This is a genomic window from Bacillus glycinifermentans (assembly GCF_001042475.2).
Classification (GTDB): domain Bacteria; phylum Bacillota; class Bacilli; order Bacillales; family Bacillaceae; genus Bacillus; species Bacillus glycinifermentans.
On sequence record NZ_LECW02000026.1, the window covers coordinates 21,413 to 41,308 of the forward strand.

General features: G+C 47.1%; 16 protein-coding genes and 1 pseudogene. 15 read left to right on the forward strand and 2 right to left on the reverse strand.

The window, feature by feature from the left end:
• Window positions 1–9: 9 nt before the first annotated feature.
• Entirely contained in the window at window positions 10–912 is a 903-nt protein-coding gene (gene gltC, locus AB447_RS16040) for a glutamate biosynthesis transcriptional regulator GltC (RefSeq protein WP_048355191.1), read from the reverse strand.
• A 147-nt stretch (window positions 913–1,059) separates the two neighbouring features.
• Between gltC and gltB the strand changes: the two genes are divergently transcribed.
• From gltB to AB447_RS16080, 8 genes are all read left to right on the forward strand, one after another.
• Window positions 1,060–5,619 carry a glutamate synthase large subunit gene (gltB, locus tag AB447_RS16045; RefSeq protein ID WP_048355190.1) on the forward strand — a complete coding sequence of 1,520 codons (4,560 nt, stop codon included), beginning with the start codon at window positions 1,060–1,062 and terminating at the stop codon, window positions 5,617–5,619.
• Between the two features lie 17 nt (window positions 5,620–5,636).
• On the forward strand, window positions 5,637–7,118 hold the full coding sequence (gltD, locus tag AB447_RS16050) for a glutamate synthase small subunit (RefSeq protein ID WP_057957658.1): 1,482 nt from the start codon (window positions 5,637–5,639) through the stop codon (window positions 7,116–7,118).
• A gap of 284 nt (window positions 7,119–7,402) precedes the next feature.
• Window positions 7,403–7,642 (forward strand): hypothetical protein, encoded by a 240-nt coding sequence (locus AB447_RS25895; protein ID WP_156183678.1) that lies wholly within the window; start codon window positions 7,403–7,405, stop codon window positions 7,640–7,642.
• 39 nt (window positions 7,643–7,681) lie between these two features.
• On the forward strand, window positions 7,682–9,379 hold the full coding sequence (locus AB447_RS16060) for a DUF6044 family protein (RefSeq protein WP_048407330.1): 1,698 nt from the start codon (window positions 7,682–7,684) through the stop codon (window positions 9,377–9,379).
• A 12-nt stretch (window positions 9,380–9,391) separates the two neighbouring features.
• Window positions 9,392–10,408 carry a glycosyltransferase family 2 protein gene (locus AB447_RS16065; RefSeq protein WP_048355188.1) on the forward strand — a complete coding sequence of 339 codons (1,017 nt, stop codon included), beginning with the start codon at window positions 9,392–9,394 and terminating at the stop codon, window positions 10,406–10,408.
• 70 nt (window positions 10,409–10,478) lie between these two features.
• Entirely contained in the window at window positions 10,479–11,714 is a 1,236-nt protein-coding gene (locus AB447_RS16070; protein ID WP_048407329.1) for an MFS transporter, read from the forward strand.
• A gap of 20 nt (window positions 11,715–11,734) precedes the next feature.
• Window positions 11,735–12,841: a mandelate racemase/muconate lactonizing enzyme family protein gene (locus AB447_RS16075; RefSeq protein ID WP_048355206.1), complete on the forward strand. Its 1,107-nt coding sequence runs from the start codon at window positions 11,735–11,737 to the stop codon at window positions 12,839–12,841.
• A gap of 85 nt (window positions 12,842–12,926) precedes the next feature.
• Window positions 12,927–13,550, forward strand: a complete 624-nt coding sequence (locus tag AB447_RS16080) for a YitT family protein (protein WP_048355187.1) — start codon at window positions 12,927–12,929, stop codon at window positions 13,548–13,550.
• Between the two features lie 19 nt (window positions 13,551–13,569).
• On the opposite strand, the gene AB447_RS16085 is transcribed toward AB447_RS16080, so the two are convergent.
• Entirely contained in the window at window positions 13,570–14,334 is a 765-nt protein-coding gene (locus tag AB447_RS16085; protein WP_048355186.1) for a phosphosulfolactate synthase, read from the reverse strand.
• A 386-nt stretch (window positions 14,335–14,720) separates the two neighbouring features.
• On the opposite strand from AB447_RS16085, the gene AB447_RS16090 reads away from it, so the two are divergent.
• The 7 genes and pseudogenes from AB447_RS16090 to AB447_RS16115 all read left to right on the forward strand — a co-directional run bounded on the left by AB447_RS16090 (window position 14,721) and on the right by AB447_RS16115 (window position 19,759).
• Window positions 14,721–15,449: a phosphoadenylyl-sulfate reductase gene (locus AB447_RS16090; protein ID WP_057957659.1), complete on the forward strand. Its 729-nt coding sequence runs from the start codon at window positions 14,721–14,723 to the stop codon at window positions 15,447–15,449.
• A 312-nt stretch (window positions 15,450–15,761) separates the two neighbouring features.
• Window positions 15,762–16,439 carry a DUF421 domain-containing protein gene (locus AB447_RS16100; RefSeq protein WP_048355184.1) on the forward strand — a complete coding sequence of 226 codons (678 nt, stop codon included), beginning with the start codon at window positions 15,762–15,764 and terminating at the stop codon, window positions 16,437–16,439.
• A 275-nt stretch (window positions 16,440–16,714) separates the two neighbouring features.
• A complete protein-coding gene (proC, locus tag AB447_RS16105; RefSeq protein WP_048355183.1) occupies window positions 16,715–17,569 on the forward strand; it encodes a pyrroline-5-carboxylate reductase in 855 nt (284 codons plus the stop codon).
• A 21-nt stretch (window positions 17,570–17,590) separates the two neighbouring features.
• Window positions 17,591–17,737: pseudogene (locus AB447_RS25900) on the forward strand (glutamate 5-kinase); the annotation flags it as partial.
• Between the two features lie 333 nt (window positions 17,738–18,070).
• Window positions 18,071–18,208 (forward strand): hypothetical protein, encoded by a 138-nt coding sequence (locus tag AB447_RS25905; protein WP_156415993.1) that lies wholly within the window; start codon window positions 18,071–18,073, stop codon window positions 18,206–18,208.
• Between the two features lie 283 nt (window positions 18,209–18,491).
• Entirely contained in the window at window positions 18,492–19,043 is a 552-nt protein-coding gene (locus AB447_RS16110; RefSeq protein WP_048355182.1) for an SUKH-4 family immunity protein, read from the forward strand.
• 164 nt (window positions 19,044–19,207) lie between these two features.
• Window positions 19,208–19,759 carry a hypothetical protein gene (locus AB447_RS16115; RefSeq protein WP_048355205.1) on the forward strand — a complete coding sequence of 184 codons (552 nt, stop codon included), beginning with the start codon at window positions 19,208–19,210 and terminating at the stop codon, window positions 19,757–19,759.
• Window positions 19,760–19,896 lie beyond the last annotated feature (137 nt).

The window sequence follows — 19,896 nt, forward strand, 5'->3', positions numbered from 1 at the left end:
CGATCGGGTTTATTGATATTGCTGAAGGCGCGAGAAAAACTTCTTCACAAACTGGTAAAAGTCTTTTGCGGACGGGGAAAGCTCCCTGTTTTTCGGCGTGATAATCCCCACGGTCCGCTTGACCTGAGGATTATCAATCGGGATTCTCTTCGTAAAGCGGGGGGTTGTTTCATTAAAGGCGCTTTCCGGCAAAAGCGTCACTCCTATCCCTGCGGAAACCAGCCCTTTTACCGCATCCAAATCTTCGCCCTCCGAGGATATTTTCGGCGTATATCCCACCTGTTTACAAGCATCTACCGCCATTTTCCGAAAGATGAATCCGTCCGGAAACAGCACGTAATTGTCGTTTCTGAGATCGCCTAAATGAAGGCTTTTCTGTTCAGCGAGCGGATGGTTGATCGGAACGAGGGCAAAAATGCTTTCCGTAAATAAAATGTCTCCTTTAATATCGGTGTTGTTCGTCGGAACAGGTCCGAGAAAAGCCAAATCGATATCCCTGTTTTTCACCGCTTCAATTAAAAATTTATATGAACCCTGCCTTAAATGAAAAGCGACGTTCGGATACTCTTCTTTAAACGCGGAAATGACGGTCGGAAGAAACTGGCTCGCAAGGCTTGTCGGAAAGCCGATTTTGACGGTTCCCCTGTGAGGGTCCAAATACTCATCGATTTGTTCTTTCGCAAAATCGATCGCTTTCATCGCGGTTTTAATGTGATCCAAAAACTGCCTTCCGATCGGTGTGAGTTTAACATTGCGGCCTTCGCGTTCGAAAAGATCAACGCCGAGCTCTTCTTCGAGGTTGGCAATCTGCCTGCTGATCGCCGACTGGGCGACGTGGAGATGCATGGCGGCCTCTGATACGTGTTCCCTTTCTGCTACTTCCATAAAGTAATGCAACTGGCGTAATTCCATCGTGTTTCACCTGCTCATCTCAAAATGAGATTGTTTTAATCTAAATTATATATTGTTTGTATAGATTTGAAAACCTACAATAGGATTAGAATTTGTAAGATTTTATGACCGGGGATTAACGGGAAAAATGAACGGGGGAGAGGAACTATGACTTATAACCAATTACCGAAAGCGCAAGGTCTCTACCGTCCTGAATTTGAACATGATGCATGCGGAATCGGTCTTTACGCTCACTTAAAAGGCCTTCCTACCCATGATATCGTCAAAAAGGGATTGCAAATGCTTTGTCAATTGGACCATCGGGGCGGTCAGGGCAGTGACCCGCATACCGGAGACGGAGCAGGTATTATGATGCAGATTCCTGATGCTTTTTTCGCGAAAGTCTGTTCCGGCTTTCAATTGCCTGAAAAAGGGCGCTATGGAGTCGGCATGATTTTCTTTTCAAAGGATGACAGCGAACGCGGTCAAATTGAAGCACATATCAATCAGTTAATTGAAGAAGAAGGCCAGTCTGTGCTCGGCTGGAGGACTGTACCGACAAATGTCGGAAAAATCGGAACAGTGGCGCAAAAAAGCGCTCCTGTCGTCCGTCAGGTATTTATCGGAGCGAACGGACAGCTTAAAGACAACTTGGCGTTTGAACGCAAATTATATATCATCCGCAAGCAGGCGGAAAACTGGGCGCGCGAACGGGAAAAGTCGTTTTATGTCGTCAGCCTCTCGAGCAACACGATCGTCTACAAAGGGCTGCTTACGCCTGAGCAGGTTGATGCTTTTTATGAAGATCTGCAGGATGAAGATTTTGTTTCGGCTTTTGCGCTTGTTCATTCGCGCTTCAGCACAAACACGTTTCCGAGCTGGGAAAGGGCGCACCCGAACCGCTATCTTATCCACAACGGGGAGATCAACACGCTTCGCGGCAATATGAACTGGATGAAAGCGAGAGAGCAGCAGTTTGTTTCCGAAGCGTTCGGGGACGACCTGAAGAAAGTCCTGCCGGTTTTGGACGAAAACGGAAGCGATTCCTCCATTCTGGACAACGCTTTTGAATTTTTCGTGCTCGCCGGAAGAGCGCCGGCGCATGCGGCCATGATGCTGATTCCTGAACCGTGGAACGAGAACCCATACATGTCAAAAGAAAAGAAAGCCTTCTATGAATACCACAGCTCATTAATGGAGCCATGGGACGGTCCGACGGCGATTTCGTTTACAAACGGAAAGCAGATCGGGGCGATTCTCGACCGTAACGGACTCAGACCAGCACGCTATTATGTCACAAAAGACGACTACATTATTTTTTCCTCTGAAGTCGGCGTCATTGACGTTGAACAGGAAAATATTTTGTACAAAGACCGGCTTGATCCGGGAAAAATGCTGCTGATTGATCTCGATGAAGGACGGATCATCTCGGACGAAGAGGTGAAATCAGAAATCGCCGGCGAGTTTCCATACCAGGAATGGCTGAAGAAAGGCCTGGTTCATGTCAGCAATGACATCGAGGAAACAGAGGAAAAGCCTGTGACTGACCTTTTGACCCGCCAAAAAGCGTTCGGTTATACGTATGAGGATATTCAAAAGTATTTGATTCCGATTATTACAGAAGGAAAAGATCCGCTCGGGTCAATGGGAAATGACGTTCCGCTTGCCGTTTTATCAGACCGGCCGCAGTCGCTTTTCAATTACTTTAAACAGCTGTTTGCCCAAGTTACCAATCCGCCGATTGATGCGATCCGTGAACAGATCGTCACATCGACTTTGACATGGCTCGGAGCCGAAGGAGACGTTCTTCATCCGAACGAAAACAGCTGCCGCAGGATCAAACTGTACACGCCTGTCTTAACGAACGCACAGTTCTACTCGCTGAAAGGGCTCGTACATCAGGATTTTAAAAGCAAGACGATCCACACGCTGTTTACCGGCGATTTGAAAAGCGGACTTGAAGACATGTGCAAGGAAGCGGACAAAGCAATTGCAGAAGGGGTAACGCTGCTCATCTTATCCGACCGCAAAATGGACGGACAAAAAACGCCGATCCCTGCACTTCTTGCCGTCAGCGCGCTGCATCAATATTTGGTCCGCGCCGGGAAACGCACGAAGGTCAGCATCATCGCCCAATCGGGTGAAGCAAAGGAAGTTCACCATTTTGCCGCATTGATCGGCTACGGAGCGGACGCTATCCATCCGTATCTCACGTACGCCACGTATAAAAAAGCGATTGAAGAAGGTGCCCTGTCGATCAGCTATGAAGAAGCTGTCACAAAATACAGCAAAAGCGTAACCGAAGGCGTCGTCAAAGTCATGTCGAAAATGGGAATTTCCACTGTTCAAAGCTATCGGGGCGCGCAAATTTTCGAAGCGGTCGGCATCGGCAAAGACGTCATCGACCGTTACTTTACAGGTACGGCGTCACAGCTCGGCGGCATCGGGCTTGATACGATCGCTGAAGAAGCGAAGCGCCGCCACAGGGAAGCATACGCAGATACGTTAAATGAGACGCTTGATGCAGGCAGCGATTTTCAATGGAGAAAAGGCGGCGAACATCACGCCTTTAACCCAAAAACGATCCATACGCTGCAATGGGCGTGCCGCAAAGGAGATTACAGTCTCTTTAAGCAGTATTCCAAGGCTGCAGACGAAGAAAGAATCGGCTTTTTGCGCAATCTCTTTACCTTTGACAACACGCGGAATCCGCTGCCTCTCGAAGACGTCGAATCTGTTGAATCGATCGTGCGCCGCTTTAAAACCGGGGCCATGTCATTCGGCTCGTTAAGCAAGGAAGCGCATGAGGCACTGGCGATTGCGATGAACCGTTTAGGCGGAAAAAGCAACAGCGGGGAAGGCGGAGAAGATCCGGCGCGCTTTATTCCGGACGAAAACGGCGACAACCGCCGCAGCGCCATCAAGCAGATCGCATCAGGACGATTCGGCGTTAAAAGCCACTATCTCGTCAATGCCGATGAACTGCAAATCAAAATGGCCCAAGGCGCAAAGCCCGGAGAGGGCGGACAGCTTCCGGGAAATAAAGTCTATCCATGGGTTGCCAATGTCAGGGGATCAACGCCGGGAGTCGGCTTGATTTCACCGCCGCCGCACCATGACATCTACTCAATCGAAGACTTGGCGCAATTGATCCACGACTTGAAAAATGCCAACCGTGATGCGCGGATCAGCGTGAAGCTCGTCGCAAAAGCCGGCGTCGGCACGATCGCGGCCGGTGTCGCAAAGGCTACGGCAGACGTCATCGTCATCAGCGGCTATGACGGCGGTACAGGCGCATCTCCGAAAACGAGCATTAAGCATACCGGCCTGCCGTGGGAGCTTGGCCTTGCAGAAGCGCACCAAACATTGATGCTCAATGGCCTGCGCGAACGGGTTGTATTAGAAACGGACGGAAAATTAATGACAGGCAGAGACGTCGTGATGGCCGCGCTTTTAGGCGCGGAAGAATTCGGCTTCGCCACAGCCCCGCTCGTCGTACTCGGCTGTGTGATGATGAGAGCCTGCCATTTGGATACATGCCCTGTCGGGGTCGCGACGCAAAACCCTGAGCTTCGCAAAAAGTTCACGGGTGACCCGGACCACATCGTAAATTACATGCGCTTTGTCGCAGAGGAAGTGCGCGAACTGATGGCGCAGCTCGGCTTTAGAACCGTTGACGAAATGGTGGGCCGCACAGATGTCCTTCGCGTCAGCGAACGCGCCAAAGCGCATTGGAAAGCGGGTCAGCTCGATTTATCAAATCTGCTGCACCAGCCTGAAGGCGCACGTATATTCCGTACGCCGCAAAATCATAAAATCGATGAGTCGCTTGACATGACCGAGATTCTGCCTGCGGTAAGTGCTGCGATCGAAAACGGGATTCCGGCGGAAGCGTCGTTTTCGATCCGCAACATCAACCGTGTGACAGGGGCGGTCACCGGAAGCGAAATCTCAAAACGGTACGGGGAAGAAGGCTTGCCTGATGATACGATCACGCTGCGCTTTACGGGCTCAGCCGGGCAAAGCTTCGGGGCATTTGTACCGAAGGGCATGTCGCTTTATTTGACGGGAGATGCCAATGATTATATCGGAAAAGGCTTGTCAGGCGGAAAAATCGCCGTCAAGGCGCCGGACGATTTCAATCCGGCTTTCCGTGACAATGTCATCGTCGGAAACGTAGCATTTTACGGGGCAACAAGCGGTGAAGCTTATATTAACGGGCTCGCCGGTGAACGATTTGCCGTCAGAAACAGCGGGGTAAACGTTGTGGTCGAAGGAATCGGGGACCACGGCTGCGAGTATATGACCGGAGGACGTGTCGTCGTGTTAGGGGATGTCGGCAAAAACTTCGCAGCCGGGATGTCAGGCGGAATCGCCTATGTGTACGCCGAAGACAAAAAGGCGTTCAAACGGAAATGCAACATGGAAATGATCGAATTCGAGAGGCTTGAAGCGCCTGAGGAAATGTCGGAGCTGAGAGCGATGATCGAAAACCACTACCGCTATACAGGCAGCTCTAAAGCGGCTTCGATTCTTGAAGATTGGGAATCAGCCGCCACCCGGTTTATTAAAGTGATTCCGAAAGACTTCAAGCTAATGATAGAGCGGATAAAAGAGCAAAAAGCAGCCGGCTTATCTGACGAAGAAGCGATGATGTACGCATTTGAAGCCGGTACAAAGCAAAAGATTCAAACTTCTGCCTCAGCAAAAGAAGCGGTGGCACAGTAAGAAAGGGGAGGGGAAAATTGGGCAAAGCAACAGGATTTATGGAATTTAAGCGGGAAAAGCCTGCTGAACGCGATCCTCTCACGCGGATAAACGATTGGAACGAATATTCGTCTCCATTTTCTGAGGAAGCTTCGAAAAGACAGGGAGCGCGCTGCATGGACTGCGGCACGCCTTTCTGCCAAATCGGCATGGACATTGGCGGCTATACGTCCGGATGTCCGATTCATAACCTGATTCCGGAATGGAATGATCTCGTCTATCGCGGAAGGTGGAAAGAAGCGCTTGAGCGCCTGCTGAAAACGAACAACTTCCCGGAATTCACAGGGCGCGTCTGTCCCGCGCCTTGTGAAGGCTCTTGTACGGTGGCGATTTCCGATCCTGCCGTTTCGATCAAAGGCATCGAACGGACGATCATTGACAAAGGGTTTGAAAACGGATGGATCAAGCCGCGGATTCCGAAAAAACGGACCGGCAAGAAAATTGCAATTGTCGGCTCAGGTCCGGCAGGGCTTGCAAGCGCCGATCAGCTCAATCAGGCGGGGCATTCCGTCACCGTTTATGAGCGCGCCGACCGCCCGGGCGGTTTATTGACTTACGGGATTCCGAGTATGAAGCTTGAAAAAAGCGTCGTAGAGCGCCGCATCAAATTATTGACGCAGGAAGGCATTGATTTCATCACAAATACGGAAATCGGCAAGGACATTACGGCAGATGAGCTGAAAAGCCAATACGATGCGGTCATTCTTTGCACAGGAGCGCAAAAGCAGCGCGACCTGCAGATCGAGGGGCGCGAAGCAAAAGGCGTTCACTTTGCGATGGACTATTTAACAGGCACAATCAAAAGCATGCTCGATTCAAATTTCAAAGATAAAAAATTCATCAACACAAAAAACAAAGACGTTATCGTCATCGGCGGCGGTGACACGGGAGCTGACTGCGTTGCGACGGCTTTGCGCCAAAAGGCGCGGAGCGTCGTCCAGTTCGGCAAACATCCAAAGCTTCCTGACACAAGAACCGCCGAAAACATGTGGCCGGAACTGCCGCACGTTTATACGCTCGATTACGCCTATGAAGAAGCGCAGGCGAAATTCGGAAAAGACCCGAGAGAGTACTGCATTCAAACAAAAAAACTTGTCGCAGATAAAAACGGGAATCTAAAAGAATTGCACACGATTCAAATGAAAAAAGTAAGAAACGAACAAGGGAAGTTCGAATTTCACGAAATTCCGGGATCGGAAAAAGTCTGGCCTGCCCAGTTCGTTTTCATCGCCATCGGCTTTGAAGGCACTGAACAGCCGCTTCTCGAGCAATTCGGGGTCAAAGCGGTCAGAAATAAAGTCGACGCAGCATACGGGGAGTTTAAAACAAATGTCGAGGGAGTCTTCGCAGCCGGGGATGCGAGAAGAGGCCAAAGCTTAATCGTTTGGGCCATTCATGAAGGCCGTGAGGTAGCCCGCGAAGTAGACCGGTATTTAATGGGGAGTTCTGTTTTACCGTAAAGAAAAGGGGATCATGAATAGATGACAGCCTGGCAGCATGACCTGATTTTTCAGGTCGGTGAGCCGGGCTTTTTGCTTGCCGCCGGGGGGCAACATTCAAGATGGGATTTCCGTTGATAAAAGGGAGCCGTTACGGACAGAACATTTTCAGGGAGATAAAAATAATTTGTACGTACTCCATTTTATAGGCAGCATCATAGCCTAAAGTATTCAAACTAAACAAAGGAGGCTACCCGAGTTGGAAGCAAACGGCCATTTCATGGATGACTTAGAAGATATGACAGATGAAAGACAGCAGCCCTATTCATATTATCCGTATCCTTACCCGCGGCCTCGGCCTCGGCCGCGTCCGTATTATCCTTATCCGTACTTCTATTACCCGTATCCTTTTCCATATTACCCATACTATCCGCCATATCCGTACTATCCGCGGTAAGAAAGGGGCTTTCCGTATTGCCGGAAAGCCTCTTTTTTATTTTGATGAATTTTTCAGAACGCCTGCAGAAATAATAACAAAGAAGTGACAGCCGCCCCACAAATTTCTGTATGGATGTGTTGTTTTTATGTCGACATTTGCAAACAAGATCAGCCGTGAGAACAAGTGTCTCATCCTTGCCTTTACCGCAATTTTGCTTTATGTATTGCCGCTTTACATACTTAACGAAGACGCCCATATCCGCGTTCACGACAACCTTGACTCGAATATCGCCTGGTATAAAGTGCTGGCGGAAAGCGGGCAGTTGCTCGGGGGCGTAAAAGCCGTCATTCCGCAGATCATCAACGGGCTGCCCCGCGATGCCTACGGCACGGAATGGAGCGGGATTGTCTGGCTGCATTCCTTGTTTCCGTCGATGACCGCGTATGCGTTAAGCCAAACGATAACGCGCGTGTTCGCCTTCATCGGCATGTACCTGCTTTTGAAAAAACATATGATCCGCGCTGACAAAGCCTATTTGATCAGAATCGGCGTCTCCCTCGCTTTTGCGCTTACACCGTTTTGGCCCTCCGGAATGCTGAGCACGCTGGGGCACCCGCTGGCACTTTGGGCCTTTTTAAATATTCGGGGGCGCGATTATTTTGTGAAAGAGTGGCTGACACTTGCACTCTTGCCGCTCTACTCAAGCTTTGTCCTCGGCTTTTTCTTTTTCCTTGCAGCCGTATCGCTGCTTTGGCTGTATGACCTCTTCATCAAACGCGATGTGAATCTTCCGTTTTTAGGAAGCATCGCTTTTATGACGGGGATTTTCCTTGCCGTAGAATACCGTCTTGTGTATTCGATGTTTTCTTCAGGCGAGACGATGCACCGCGTCGAATTTATCTCATCAAGGCACGATCTTTGGCACTCCTTCCGACTGTCAGTTAAAAATTTCGTCCTTGGCCACAATCACGTGATGACGGTCCATACGGCGGTCATTCTTCCGGTCATCCTGCTTACCCTGGTGATCACAATTGGAAAACAGGGACGGCGCAGCCGCGAAGAGAAGCTCTTTATATTTCTGTTCTTCTTCAATTACGCGCTTTCATTATGGTATGCGTTATGGTTTAACAAGCTATGGGCATTGCCTAAAGAAAAGTTCAGCCTTTTGGCGGCGTTTAACTTCGCCCGCTTTCATTTTTTGCGGCCGCTCATCATCTATGTAAGTTTTGCGGCGGCATGCTATATTTTGTGGCGGCTCGGAGAAAGGTGGCGGCGGTTTGTGTATGCGGCGCTTGCCGCACAGCTTATCGTTCTCGTTCCTTTTCATGAGGAGCTGACGTACGGGGCATACCGCCATGCCCCGTCATTCCGGGAGTTTTACGCATCTGAACAATTTAAACAGATCAAACAATATATCGGGAAGCCGGAGCGTTCATACCGGGTGGCGAGCATCGGCCTCCATCCGGCCATTGCCCAGTACAACGGTTTTTACACGCTTGATACGTATGCCAATATATATCCGCTGAAATACAAATATCAATTCCGGAAAATCATCGCTAAGGAGCTTGATAAAAATGCCGCCTTAAAGCGCTACTTTGATGAATGGGGGAGCCGCTGCTACCTGTTCGTCGCGGAGCTCGGGAAACACTATGCTTTTAAAAAGAACTCCAAGAAAAAAATCACCAACCTGGAGTTAAACGCAGAAGCCTTTAAAGAAATGGGAGGGCGCTATATCTTTTCATCGGTTCCGATTATGAATGCCGAACAAAACAAGCTGACGTTTTTAAAACGGTTCAGCCATCCGGAATCGGCCTGGAACATTTATTTATATGAAGCCAAGTGAGGAGGAAGCACATTGAATGTACCGGAGCCTTTACTAACGATCGTCATTCCGTGTTACAACGAAGAGGAAGTGTTTTCAGAAACAGCAAGGCGGCTGACCGCCGTGTTATGCGATTTGGCGGAGGAAAAATTGATTTCAGCCGACAGCAAGCTGCTCTTCGTTGATGACGGCTCAAAAGACCGGACATGGTCGTTGATCGCCATGGAAAGTACCAAAAACCATTATGTAACAGGGTTGAAATTGGCCCGAAATACGGGACATCAAAAGGCGCTTTTGGCAGGGCTTGATAAAGCGAAGCAAAAATCTGACTGCGTAATTTCGATCGATGCCGACCTTCAGGACGACGTCTCCGCGATTCGGGAGTTTATAAAAAAATATCATGAAGGATATGAGATTGTATACGGCGTCCGCCACAGCCGGAAAACCGACACCTTTTTTAAGCGCACGAGCGCGGCGTGGTTCTACAGGCTAATGAACCAACTCGGCATCCGTCTCGTCGACAATCACGCCGATTTCCGCCTGCTCGGCAAAAGAGCGCTTGAAGAGCTTTCGCGATACCATGAAGCCAACGTTTTTCTGCGCGGGATCGTGCCGCTGATCGGACTGCGTTCGGCAAAGGTGTTCTATGACAGAAAGGAAAGGCTTGCGGGAGAGACGAAATATCCGCTTAAAAAGATGCTGTCCTTTGCTTTTCACGGGATTACGTCATTCAGTGTGGCCCCGATCCGCTTTTTTACGCTCATCGGCTTTTTCTTATTTTTTCTGAGCGGCATTGCCGGCATCTATGCGATCATTCAAAAGATGCTCGGCTATACGAATGCAGGCTGGACATCCCTGATCATTTCGATATGGCTTTTGGGAGGCCTGCAATTAATGGGAATCGGCATCATCGGCGAATATATCGGAACGATTTTTACCGAGGTGAAAAACCGGCCGAAGTATACGGTTGACATCGATTTGTATACAGAGCGATTAACACAGCGCAGCCGCGAGAACATTCAAGGGACGACAGCGGTTGGCAGGGAATAGCAACTGACGCTTGCGGGAAATCTAATTGGGATGTCAAGTTTATTTTGCAGAAGGAAGGATGTACAAGCTTATGGAAGAAAAACAAACCTCAGGCCTGACCATTGTTGCCATCGGATCGATTCCCGTCATTATGACATTGGGAAATTCAATGCTGATTCCGATCCTGCCTAAAATTAAGTCTGAGCTTAACCTGTCACAGTTCCAGGTCAGTCTTATCATTACCGTATTTTCGATAACGGCAGCCGTTTTTATTCCATTGCTCGGCTACCTGGCCGACAGATTTTCGCGAAAAGTCATTATCATACCGTGTCTGTTTCTTTATGGTATAGGAGGGATTCTCGCGGGATTCGCCTCCACGACATTTGAGAATGCATATTCATGGGTGCTGATCGGCCGGGGGCTGCAGGGACTCGGAGCAGCAGGTACAGCATCGCTCGCCATGGCGCTGACGGGAGACCTGTTCAAAGGCTCTGAAGAAAGCAGGGTGCTTGGCATCGTCGAAGCTTCCAACGGCTTCGGAAAGGTGCTGTCTCCGATATTGGGCTCGCTCATCGCATTGATCGCCTGGTATTGGGTGTTTTTTGCCTTTCCGGCTTTTTGTATCGCTCCAATCTTGCTCACCTGGATTTTTATTAAAGAAAACGACAAAAAGAAAGAGCCGCCGGCCTTTGGGAAATATGTGAAGGGACTTGTGAGCGTGTTTAAACATGAGGGAAGATGGCTCTTTACAGCCTATTTGGCAGGTGCGGTCTGCTTGTTTACCCTGTTTGGCATTTTGTTTTATTTATCAGATGTGCTTGAACAAGAATTCCAGACAGATGGCGTGAAAAAAGGGCTGATTTTGGCGATTCCGCTTCTCGTCATGTGTACGACTTCATACATTACCGGAAGTAAAATCGGACAAAATCAGCGGTTGATGAAAAGGTTGATGCTGATCGGCCTCGCATTTATCACCGTTTCTTACGGGACGCTGTCATTTTTCTCCGCTCTTGTACCGTTTATCTCGATTCTCGTCGTCAGCAGTATCGGCACGGGCTTTGTCCTGCCGTGCGTCAACAGCTTCATAACGGGCGCTGTCGGCAAAGAAAGACGGGGATTTGTGACATCGCTTTACAGTTCGGTCCGGTTTTTGGGCGTGGCCATCGGCCCGCCGATTTTCGGACGGCTGATGGAATGGTCGAAAATCGGAATGTTCATGTCGATCGCAGGGCTGACCCTTGTCATCGGCATTCTCGTTCTCACAATGATCCACGTCAAAAAGGAAGACTCGAAAAAAAAGGGGCCTGAAGGACTGCAGCCGGCTTGACGCGAAGGATGGAAGAAGATATGCGCATTGAAAAAGTTGAAACGTACCCGCTATTTCACAAACTTTCCTCTCCTTATGGGGATGCGAACGGTTATAAACACTACAGAACACTCTATTTGATCCGAATCACAACGGCGTCAGGGCTCACCGGCTGGGGGGAGTGCGCAGACTGGCTCCCCTTATTGGAAACCGGATTTCAAAAGCGGATCATCCCTTATTTAATCGGAAAACAAGCCACTGACCGCATGCAGATTGTCAGCGTCATCAAGAAATGGCATCAGCGGGCGGCAGCGGCTGTCAGCATGGCTTTGACAGACATTGCGGCAAAAAAAGCCGGTCTTTCAATATGCGATGTATGGGGAGGAAAGCTGAGAGAACGGGTCCCGGTTTACGCCTCCTTTCAATCCTACTCGGACAGAACCGATTGGCGCGAACATTCCCTTCGTCTAATCGAACAAGCCGTCAGCAAGGGATTTCAACAAGTCAAAATCAAAACGGGAGGCAGGACATTTGACGAGGACCTGAAACATATTCAGGATGTCCAAGTCATGACAGAGCAAAAGATCCGCTTTATTTTGGATGCCAACCAAAGCTACGATTTGGCCGCCGCTCGCAAATGGGAGCGTTACTTTTCGATATGGCCAAATCTTCTATGGTTTGAAGAGCCGTTGCCGTTCGCTGATATAAAGGAGTACAAACTGCTGCGCTCAGCTCTTTCCGTACCGGTTGCCGGAGGGGAGAATTTGAGAGGAGCCGGGCAGTTTTTGCCGCTGATGGTGGAACATGCCGTCGATGTCATTCAGCCTGATGTCATGCACTGTGAGGGAATAGACGATTTTCGGTGCACCTTGCAGATTGCCCGCGCGTTTGGCAGGCGTATATCCCCGCACTGTTATGACGGAGCGTTTTCGAGATTATATGCGGTTTTCGCTCAGGCCTGTTTATCGCCGTGGACGAAAATGGCAGGTGAAGACATCGAACCGGTTGAGTGGGACATGATGGAAAATCCATTTTCACAGCTCGTCCATTACGGAACAGTAAACGGTTATGTTCAGGTTCCTGACCGCATTGAGGTGGATATGGAGTTAGTCAAAGCATATCTCTGGGACGGGACTGCTTACGGCTAACCTTTCCGAAAATCTGTTATATTTTTGTTTTCCCCTTTCATATAGTGAAGAGAGGACAAGTTCAGGTAAAGGGGATTACATCCGTATGGGAAGAAAATTTAAAATCGCACAAGCTATTTTTTTGGGCAGCGTCCTGCAGGGGCTGGGGATGGCAATGTTTTTGTTTCCAAACCACATTCCTTCGGGAGGGGCTGCGGGAATAGCCGTTTTGCTCAATTTTTGGTTTCAGGTCCCGCACGGTTTAACGGTCTGGGCCGTCAACTTTTCACTGCTCCTGACAGCTGTCAAATGGCTTGAACCGGTGACGGTCGTCGGAACGATGGCATCGATTACCATGACGTCCGTGTCGGTGCAGATCTTTGAATCTCTTTTTCCTGCGATGACAACCAATAATATTTGGCTGGATTTATTTTACGGTGCTGTTCTGTTAGGAACCGGCGTCGGCATTTTATACAAATACAACATTTCAAACGGGGGATTCGGCGCCCTGGCTTTGATGATTTCTATATACCGCGGGGGAAAGCCCGGAACCGCTTTGTTTTTGATGAACGCCTTCATCTTTATGCTGACAGCGTCGGTTATCGCCTGGGGGATCGTCATTCAAGCGCTCGTCTGCCAATGGATTTCAACAAAGATCATCGATGCGATCTATCAGATTCGCCTGCGCCCGCTTTTTATGCCCATTGCCGGTTATCGCAACAAAAAATAGACCCGCCCCAGGGGCGAACCTATTCGAATAAATAAAATGTATCTGAACGAAGTCCAAGCCTCAGCGTTTCCAACGGAATCGCATCTTGAAACGAAATGTTTGCCAAATTTACATTTGGACCGATTTTTTCGATAAAACACGTCTGTAATTTTTTTGTCGGTGCCTCAAAAATCAGATTGTCCGGATGCACTCCGGACGCAAGGATTTCCTCAATCAGCTGTGAGCGCATTTCTCCGTCGCTTTTGCATAAACCGCTTGTTCCGCCTTCTCTTGTTTCTGTGATGACTTTCCCGGCCCCCGCTTCAAGATCTTCAAGAATGTAATCGATCCATTCCGATGACTGCTGTTCATTGCTGATCGCGCTGTCTTTGGAGCCTACCTCGCTGAACACGCGGAATTCCTTTGAAAAATCGGAGATAAAACTCGCTTTTTCTCTATTGGACAGGCGAATCGTCCCGTTTGATATTTCGACATACTTACAGCCGTACCGTTTGCAATAGCGGTAATAATCTTCAATCTTATCCTGGCTTAAAAACTTTTCAAATAAGGTTCCCCCGAAAAAATATTGCACGTCATGCTGCTTTAGGCAATCGATCTTCTCTTCCAGGCGTTTCGTGATCAGTGACGTCCCCCAGCCGAATTTCACAAAGTCTATATAGTCGGCCGCTCCGCTGATGGTGTCTTTAAACAAGTTTTCGGGAACTCCGTTATCAATCAGGATGGTGATCCCGTTTGTTCTCGGTTTGAGCTGCCTCTCGGGCAGCTTCAATTCAGATGAAATCATGCTATTACCCCTCACAATCTTTGACTTTCATGGATATGCCGCTGTATGTGTAAAGCGACTCGAAAAAAGGTGCGGATACAGGTTTTGCATCTTTTCAGGTGGAGATGTTTTGCTTATCCGGCAAGGAGCGATCTCGTTTTCCACCCCCTTGTAGGCAGCGTGTTTAAAAAATCAGAACTGGTCGTATGTTTTAGGATGGGTATTTCCCCATTTGCGAAGTCAAAGCATTATATTCGCCCTCCTTTTATAAGGTTCCACACTTCATGAAGACGTCAAGATGGACAGATTCACCCCAGACCGGTTGAAGTTTTTCTTCCTGGCACAATTGCTTTAGGAACTGAATAACCTGCCTATGTGTCTTAATCTGGAAAAGTGGGGGAAAATAGATGAACGGCGTTTTAACGTATCACACATGGAATGAAGACGCCGCAAAAGAGACCATGGATCGCTTTTGCGGTGATACGGACGTTCTGAAATGGGCGTACCGCACGTATGACAACATTGTTTATGCGTGCAGCTTTGGAGCCGAGGGAGTCGTTTTAATCGATTTGATATCGAAAATAAAAAAAGACGCTACTATCGTTTTTTTAGATACAGGCCTTCATTTTCAGGAAACCTATGATCTGATCAAGACGATCAAAGACAAGTATCCGGGCCTTACGATCAGCTGCTTGAAGCCGGATATCACGCTTGAGGAGCAGGAAGACAGGTACGGCAGCGAGCTTTGGAAGCGTCAGCCCGATATGTGCTGCGCCCTCCGCAAAATCGAGCCGTTAAAAAAGCACCTTTCAGGCGCGGATGCCTGGATTACCGGACTGAGGCGGGAACAGTCGGAAACGAGGCGGCACGTCCGCTACATCAACAAGGATGACAAGTTCAAACTAATTAAAATTTGTCCCCTTATTCACTGGACCTGGGACGATGTATGGAGCTACATCAAACTCAATCACCTGACATACCACAAGCTGCATGACGAGCATTATCCGAGCATCGGATGCGAAGTATGCACACTTCCTGTGGCAGAGGGCGATGATATAAGAGCGGGGAGATGGGCAAATCTCGCTAAAACAGAATGCGGGCTGCACCAGTCCCGGCAGGACTTTCGGCTCGGGTAAATGGCCGAACCCCGGGGAGGCTGCGTCGGGCTCGTCTATTCGGGAATTTTTTGTCTTGCCGGGTAATTCTGGACGCTGTCGGCCGAAGGGAAAGGGTAAAAACATGCAAACAAACTGATAATCCGTGCGCTCTGCAGCAGATGAATGGCCAGACATCGTCATTGGCTTTTTAAAAGAAGAATCGGTACAAAGGCTTATCGCTCAAAAGGCGGATAAGCTTTTTTACATGCTTCATACCCGATGGTTAAACGCGGCGGGTTTAAACCCTAGCCCGATTGTTAACAATGAAGAGAGAGTCGGGAGGGAACCTTGATGGATTATTTACAATTGGCGGTTGAACTGATCATCGGATTTGCCGCTTTATTTATCATGACGAAAATACTGGGGAAAACCCAATTCGCCCAAATCACCCCGTTCGATTTCATTTCCGCTCTTATACTCGGAGAGATGGTGGGGAACGCGATTTTTGACGAAGACGTCACCATATCGAAAGTTCTCTTTGCCATCTTGGTATGGGGGATCCTCATCTATTCGATCGAGATTCTATCGCAAAAAGCACAAAGCATGAGAGGCTTCCTCGAAGGAAAGCCGAATATCATTATCGATAAGGGAAAAATCAATTACAGCGCCTTGAAAAAAAACAAACTCGATTTAAACCAGCTGCAAACGTTAGCGCGTGAAAAAGGCTGTTTTTCCCTTCATGAAATCGAATACGCGATATTGGAAACAGATGGCTCGATCAGCGTCCTTCGCAAACATGAATACGAGACGCCGACAAAATCGGAGTTAAACATCCCGTATCAACCCGTCCAGCTTCCGATTGCGTTCATTCTTGACGGCCAGCTGAAAGAGGAAAACCTGAAAGAAGCCGGGTTTGATAAAAGCTGGCTCAAGCAGCAATTATCGAGCCGCAACATTCAAAATTACAGCGATGTGTTATATGCAGAATGGCGGGGCGATGAGGAAAAGCTCTACATTACCCAATATTAATCAAGGAAAACCGCGGACTCAAGAAACCATCAGGTCCGCGGTTTTCCTTAAAGAATCGATGCGTTTGCACCATGCTGAAAGACTCCCGGTTTTCCGCTGTCTGGGACGAAAGGCCTTCAAACGGACAAAATCGGCGAATAGCGAAAGAACGATTTTTCCGTGTTCCGCATATTTGCTTACAGTCCAGTCAAAACACGTAAACTTGACATAAATATCTAACGTGTTAATATACTAACCGTGTTCGGAAAATACGAACAGAATGCGAACAAAGGGAGATGTTAAAGATCAATATTGAGCAAAAAAACGTAGCTTTTATCGGTGCCGGGTCCATGGCAGAAGGGATGATTTCAGGCATCGTCCAGTCAAAAAAGCTGCCCGCCAGCCAAATCTATGTGACCAATCATACGAATCACCGTCGTTTAAAAGAACTCCAGAACAAATATGGAATAAAAGGCATCAAAAAAGAAGAGCTCGATTACGGAAAAATTGACTGCTTCATTTTGGCGATGAAGCCGAAGGATGCCGAAGCTGCTCTTCGTTCCATAAAACCGCATATTCAACCCCATCAGCTCATGTTGTCAGTTTTAGCTGGCATTCCGATTTCATTTATTGAAGAAGCGCTGTACGACAAGCAGCCTGTCATCAGAATGATGCCGAATACGTCAAGTACGATCGGCGCCTCGGCAACCGCGATGTCCGAAGGAAGGGCCGTGACAGCCGATCATTCAAAAACCGCAAAACAATTGCTGCAATGCATGGGAGAAGTCTATTGCATTGAGGAAAGCAAAATGGACATTTTCACAGGAATCGCCGGAAGCGGGCCCGCCTACTTTTATTATTTGATGGAGCATATCGAAAAAGCAGGGGCAGAGGCCGGTTTAAGCGGCAAATTAACGAGAGAAATCGGGGCGCAGACGCTTTTGGGCGCCGCAAAAATGCTGTTGGAAAGCCCCCTGGATACCGCTGTTCTCAAAGACAACATCACCTCTCCGAACGGAACGACTGCCGCCGGATTGAAGGCTTTGGAGGAAAACGGAGGCGGCGAAGCGATCGAACAGGCGATCAGACATGCAGCGAAACGCTCGAAAACGATCAGTCAGGAATTGGAACAGTTCGTCGCAGCAAAATAAGGATCCATTATAGATGATAAAATGACCTCTCGGCAAAAGAGGGGAGTTGTCAAAGTGGGGAGCAGTTCATTAACAAGCCTTCACGGTGAAAACAGCAGCAAAAAGCAGATGTTCCGCCTGAAAAATGAAGGGTATGGAGCGCTTCTCGTCTCATCGGGAGCAGTCGCAAAATATAGATGGTATTGAAAAAACGGAGATGATCTACTTTATACTCAATTAGAACCCGGAACGGTAAAGTTCTATATAGTGAGGGAAGGCTTCCTCGTAATAAAATTGACAACGAACAGCTTCAGGAATCATGGAGAGAAATTCCTGCCTCAATTTGATCTTTCTATAAAAATATTCACAATGGCTTTTATTAATATACAAGTGGAGCGATGGGTTTAATATCATTGGAAGATGCTGCTTACTTGGGAGATGATGATTTTGATTGGGGCATTATTGACGATTTAAACCAACCGCTACAGATTGGCTTGGACACATCCTTTGGTTTTTTCAACAATGGAATGGAGCACTGATGTTGCCATTGATTATAAAAATTGCGGGCAAGATCATGCTACTTTATGGTCAGCGAAAGACCAGCCTGAATATAATATTAACTTTTGGGATTTTGCAGATGAATGGATTGTTATCGGCTAACGGATCCACAGAATGCTTCAGATAACCTAATTAAATAAAATAACAATAAGTGGAACAGGTCTAGTCATGGTTAGATAGCCATGACTAGACCTGTTCTTTTGATTATCTATTACTGAGACATTCATTATATTGAAGAAGGAGGTGAAGCAATAGCTTAACCTAAAAGCTTGCATCCTGGAATTGCGGTATTTATAATGTTGAAGAAGAATCGGAAATTACTGGGGAAGACGCACAAATCGTGAATAGACTGAAAACATTCGAAAAAGAATTTGGAAGGTGAAAAATGTTATTACCCGAAGAATTTAATCGAAACTGGGATGTTAATAAAAATGGGCCATTGTTAAAGTTTCCGTATGATGAACTAACAGAGACTCCTTTTTCGGAGGAATTTAAAAAATTTTTATCTTTTGGAGGTTTACCTGAAACACCTCCACCTTATTTAGATTTTTCATCCTCTCAAGCATCATTTAAACCAATCACAAGTATTTTTGATATGTCTGAAGCATTTCAAAAATACTGGTTGTTAGGTTCCACTGGTTCTGGAGATCCAATATGTATGATTGAAAATAACGAGAGAATCATTTATCTAAATAATGTTGATGAATATAAAGAAGTATTTATTAACTCTTCAATAAATCAATTTGCAGAATGTATATTACTATTCTCGGAAATGATTGACAAGGCCATACAAATAAATGGCGAGGATGCCTTTATTGATCATGATATTCCAGAAAGTCTAATAGCGTGGTTAAAAGAAGAACTCAGACGAGTAGACTCAAATTGCATAAACGAAGGAAGTTTTTGGGGTATTGAAATAGAAAGTTTAAATGAATAAGGAAGAGAAAGATTACCTTGATAGGCTGAGACCATCCCTGTGATAAAATAAAACCAAAAAAGCAGGTACGGTTTCTTTTTTTGGTTTTATAAAACATGAAAGAAAGAGAGAAAAATACAAACGATCAATATAAGGATGTTAGAATAGGTTGTGATTGTTCAATCATGGAACATGGAGTCAGATTTATTGTTGAATACTCTGAAATCGGTGAATTGCTTCATCGTCTCTTTGTGAATAGGGAATTAGACGAATGGTACAAGATCAAATGTGCTGAAAAAATAAAAGTGCCTGATGAATTGAATCAAATGAAAGGTTTGAAAAAAGTTGAAGTTAGAGATTTAAACAATCCTTCAGGAGAAATTCACATCCATTTGCAAAGTCTTTCCGGCGAAAACGGTTTTCATTTAGAACAGCAAATCAATATTAAAGTATCTAAATTGGTTCCTGTTTATGTTTTAGATTATCGTTATTCTTTAAGACACGAATTAATCGACGGTGCTTATGATATTGTAGGAACCGCTGAATCTTTAGAATTCATTCAGGGAACCAACTATATTAATAAAATAATGCAAGAGAAAGGATATATTGAGCTCAGTTATTTGTACGATTATTACGATACCGTGTATGAGTGGAGTGAATTGCCGCATATACAGCCTTTCAACAGGAGATTAACATTAGGAGATGCCTTGTTTACTGATGTATTAGAATTGCTATAGTTTAAACTTGCCGTGTTGTCATTGGCAAGTTTTTTTAGAATCATGAAGCCTTTTACAGATAGGTTAACAATGTGGAGTATAAGGAGAAGAAAGATGGACAAAGATCAAATTTCTCATTTTTTTTAAAAGTTCCATTC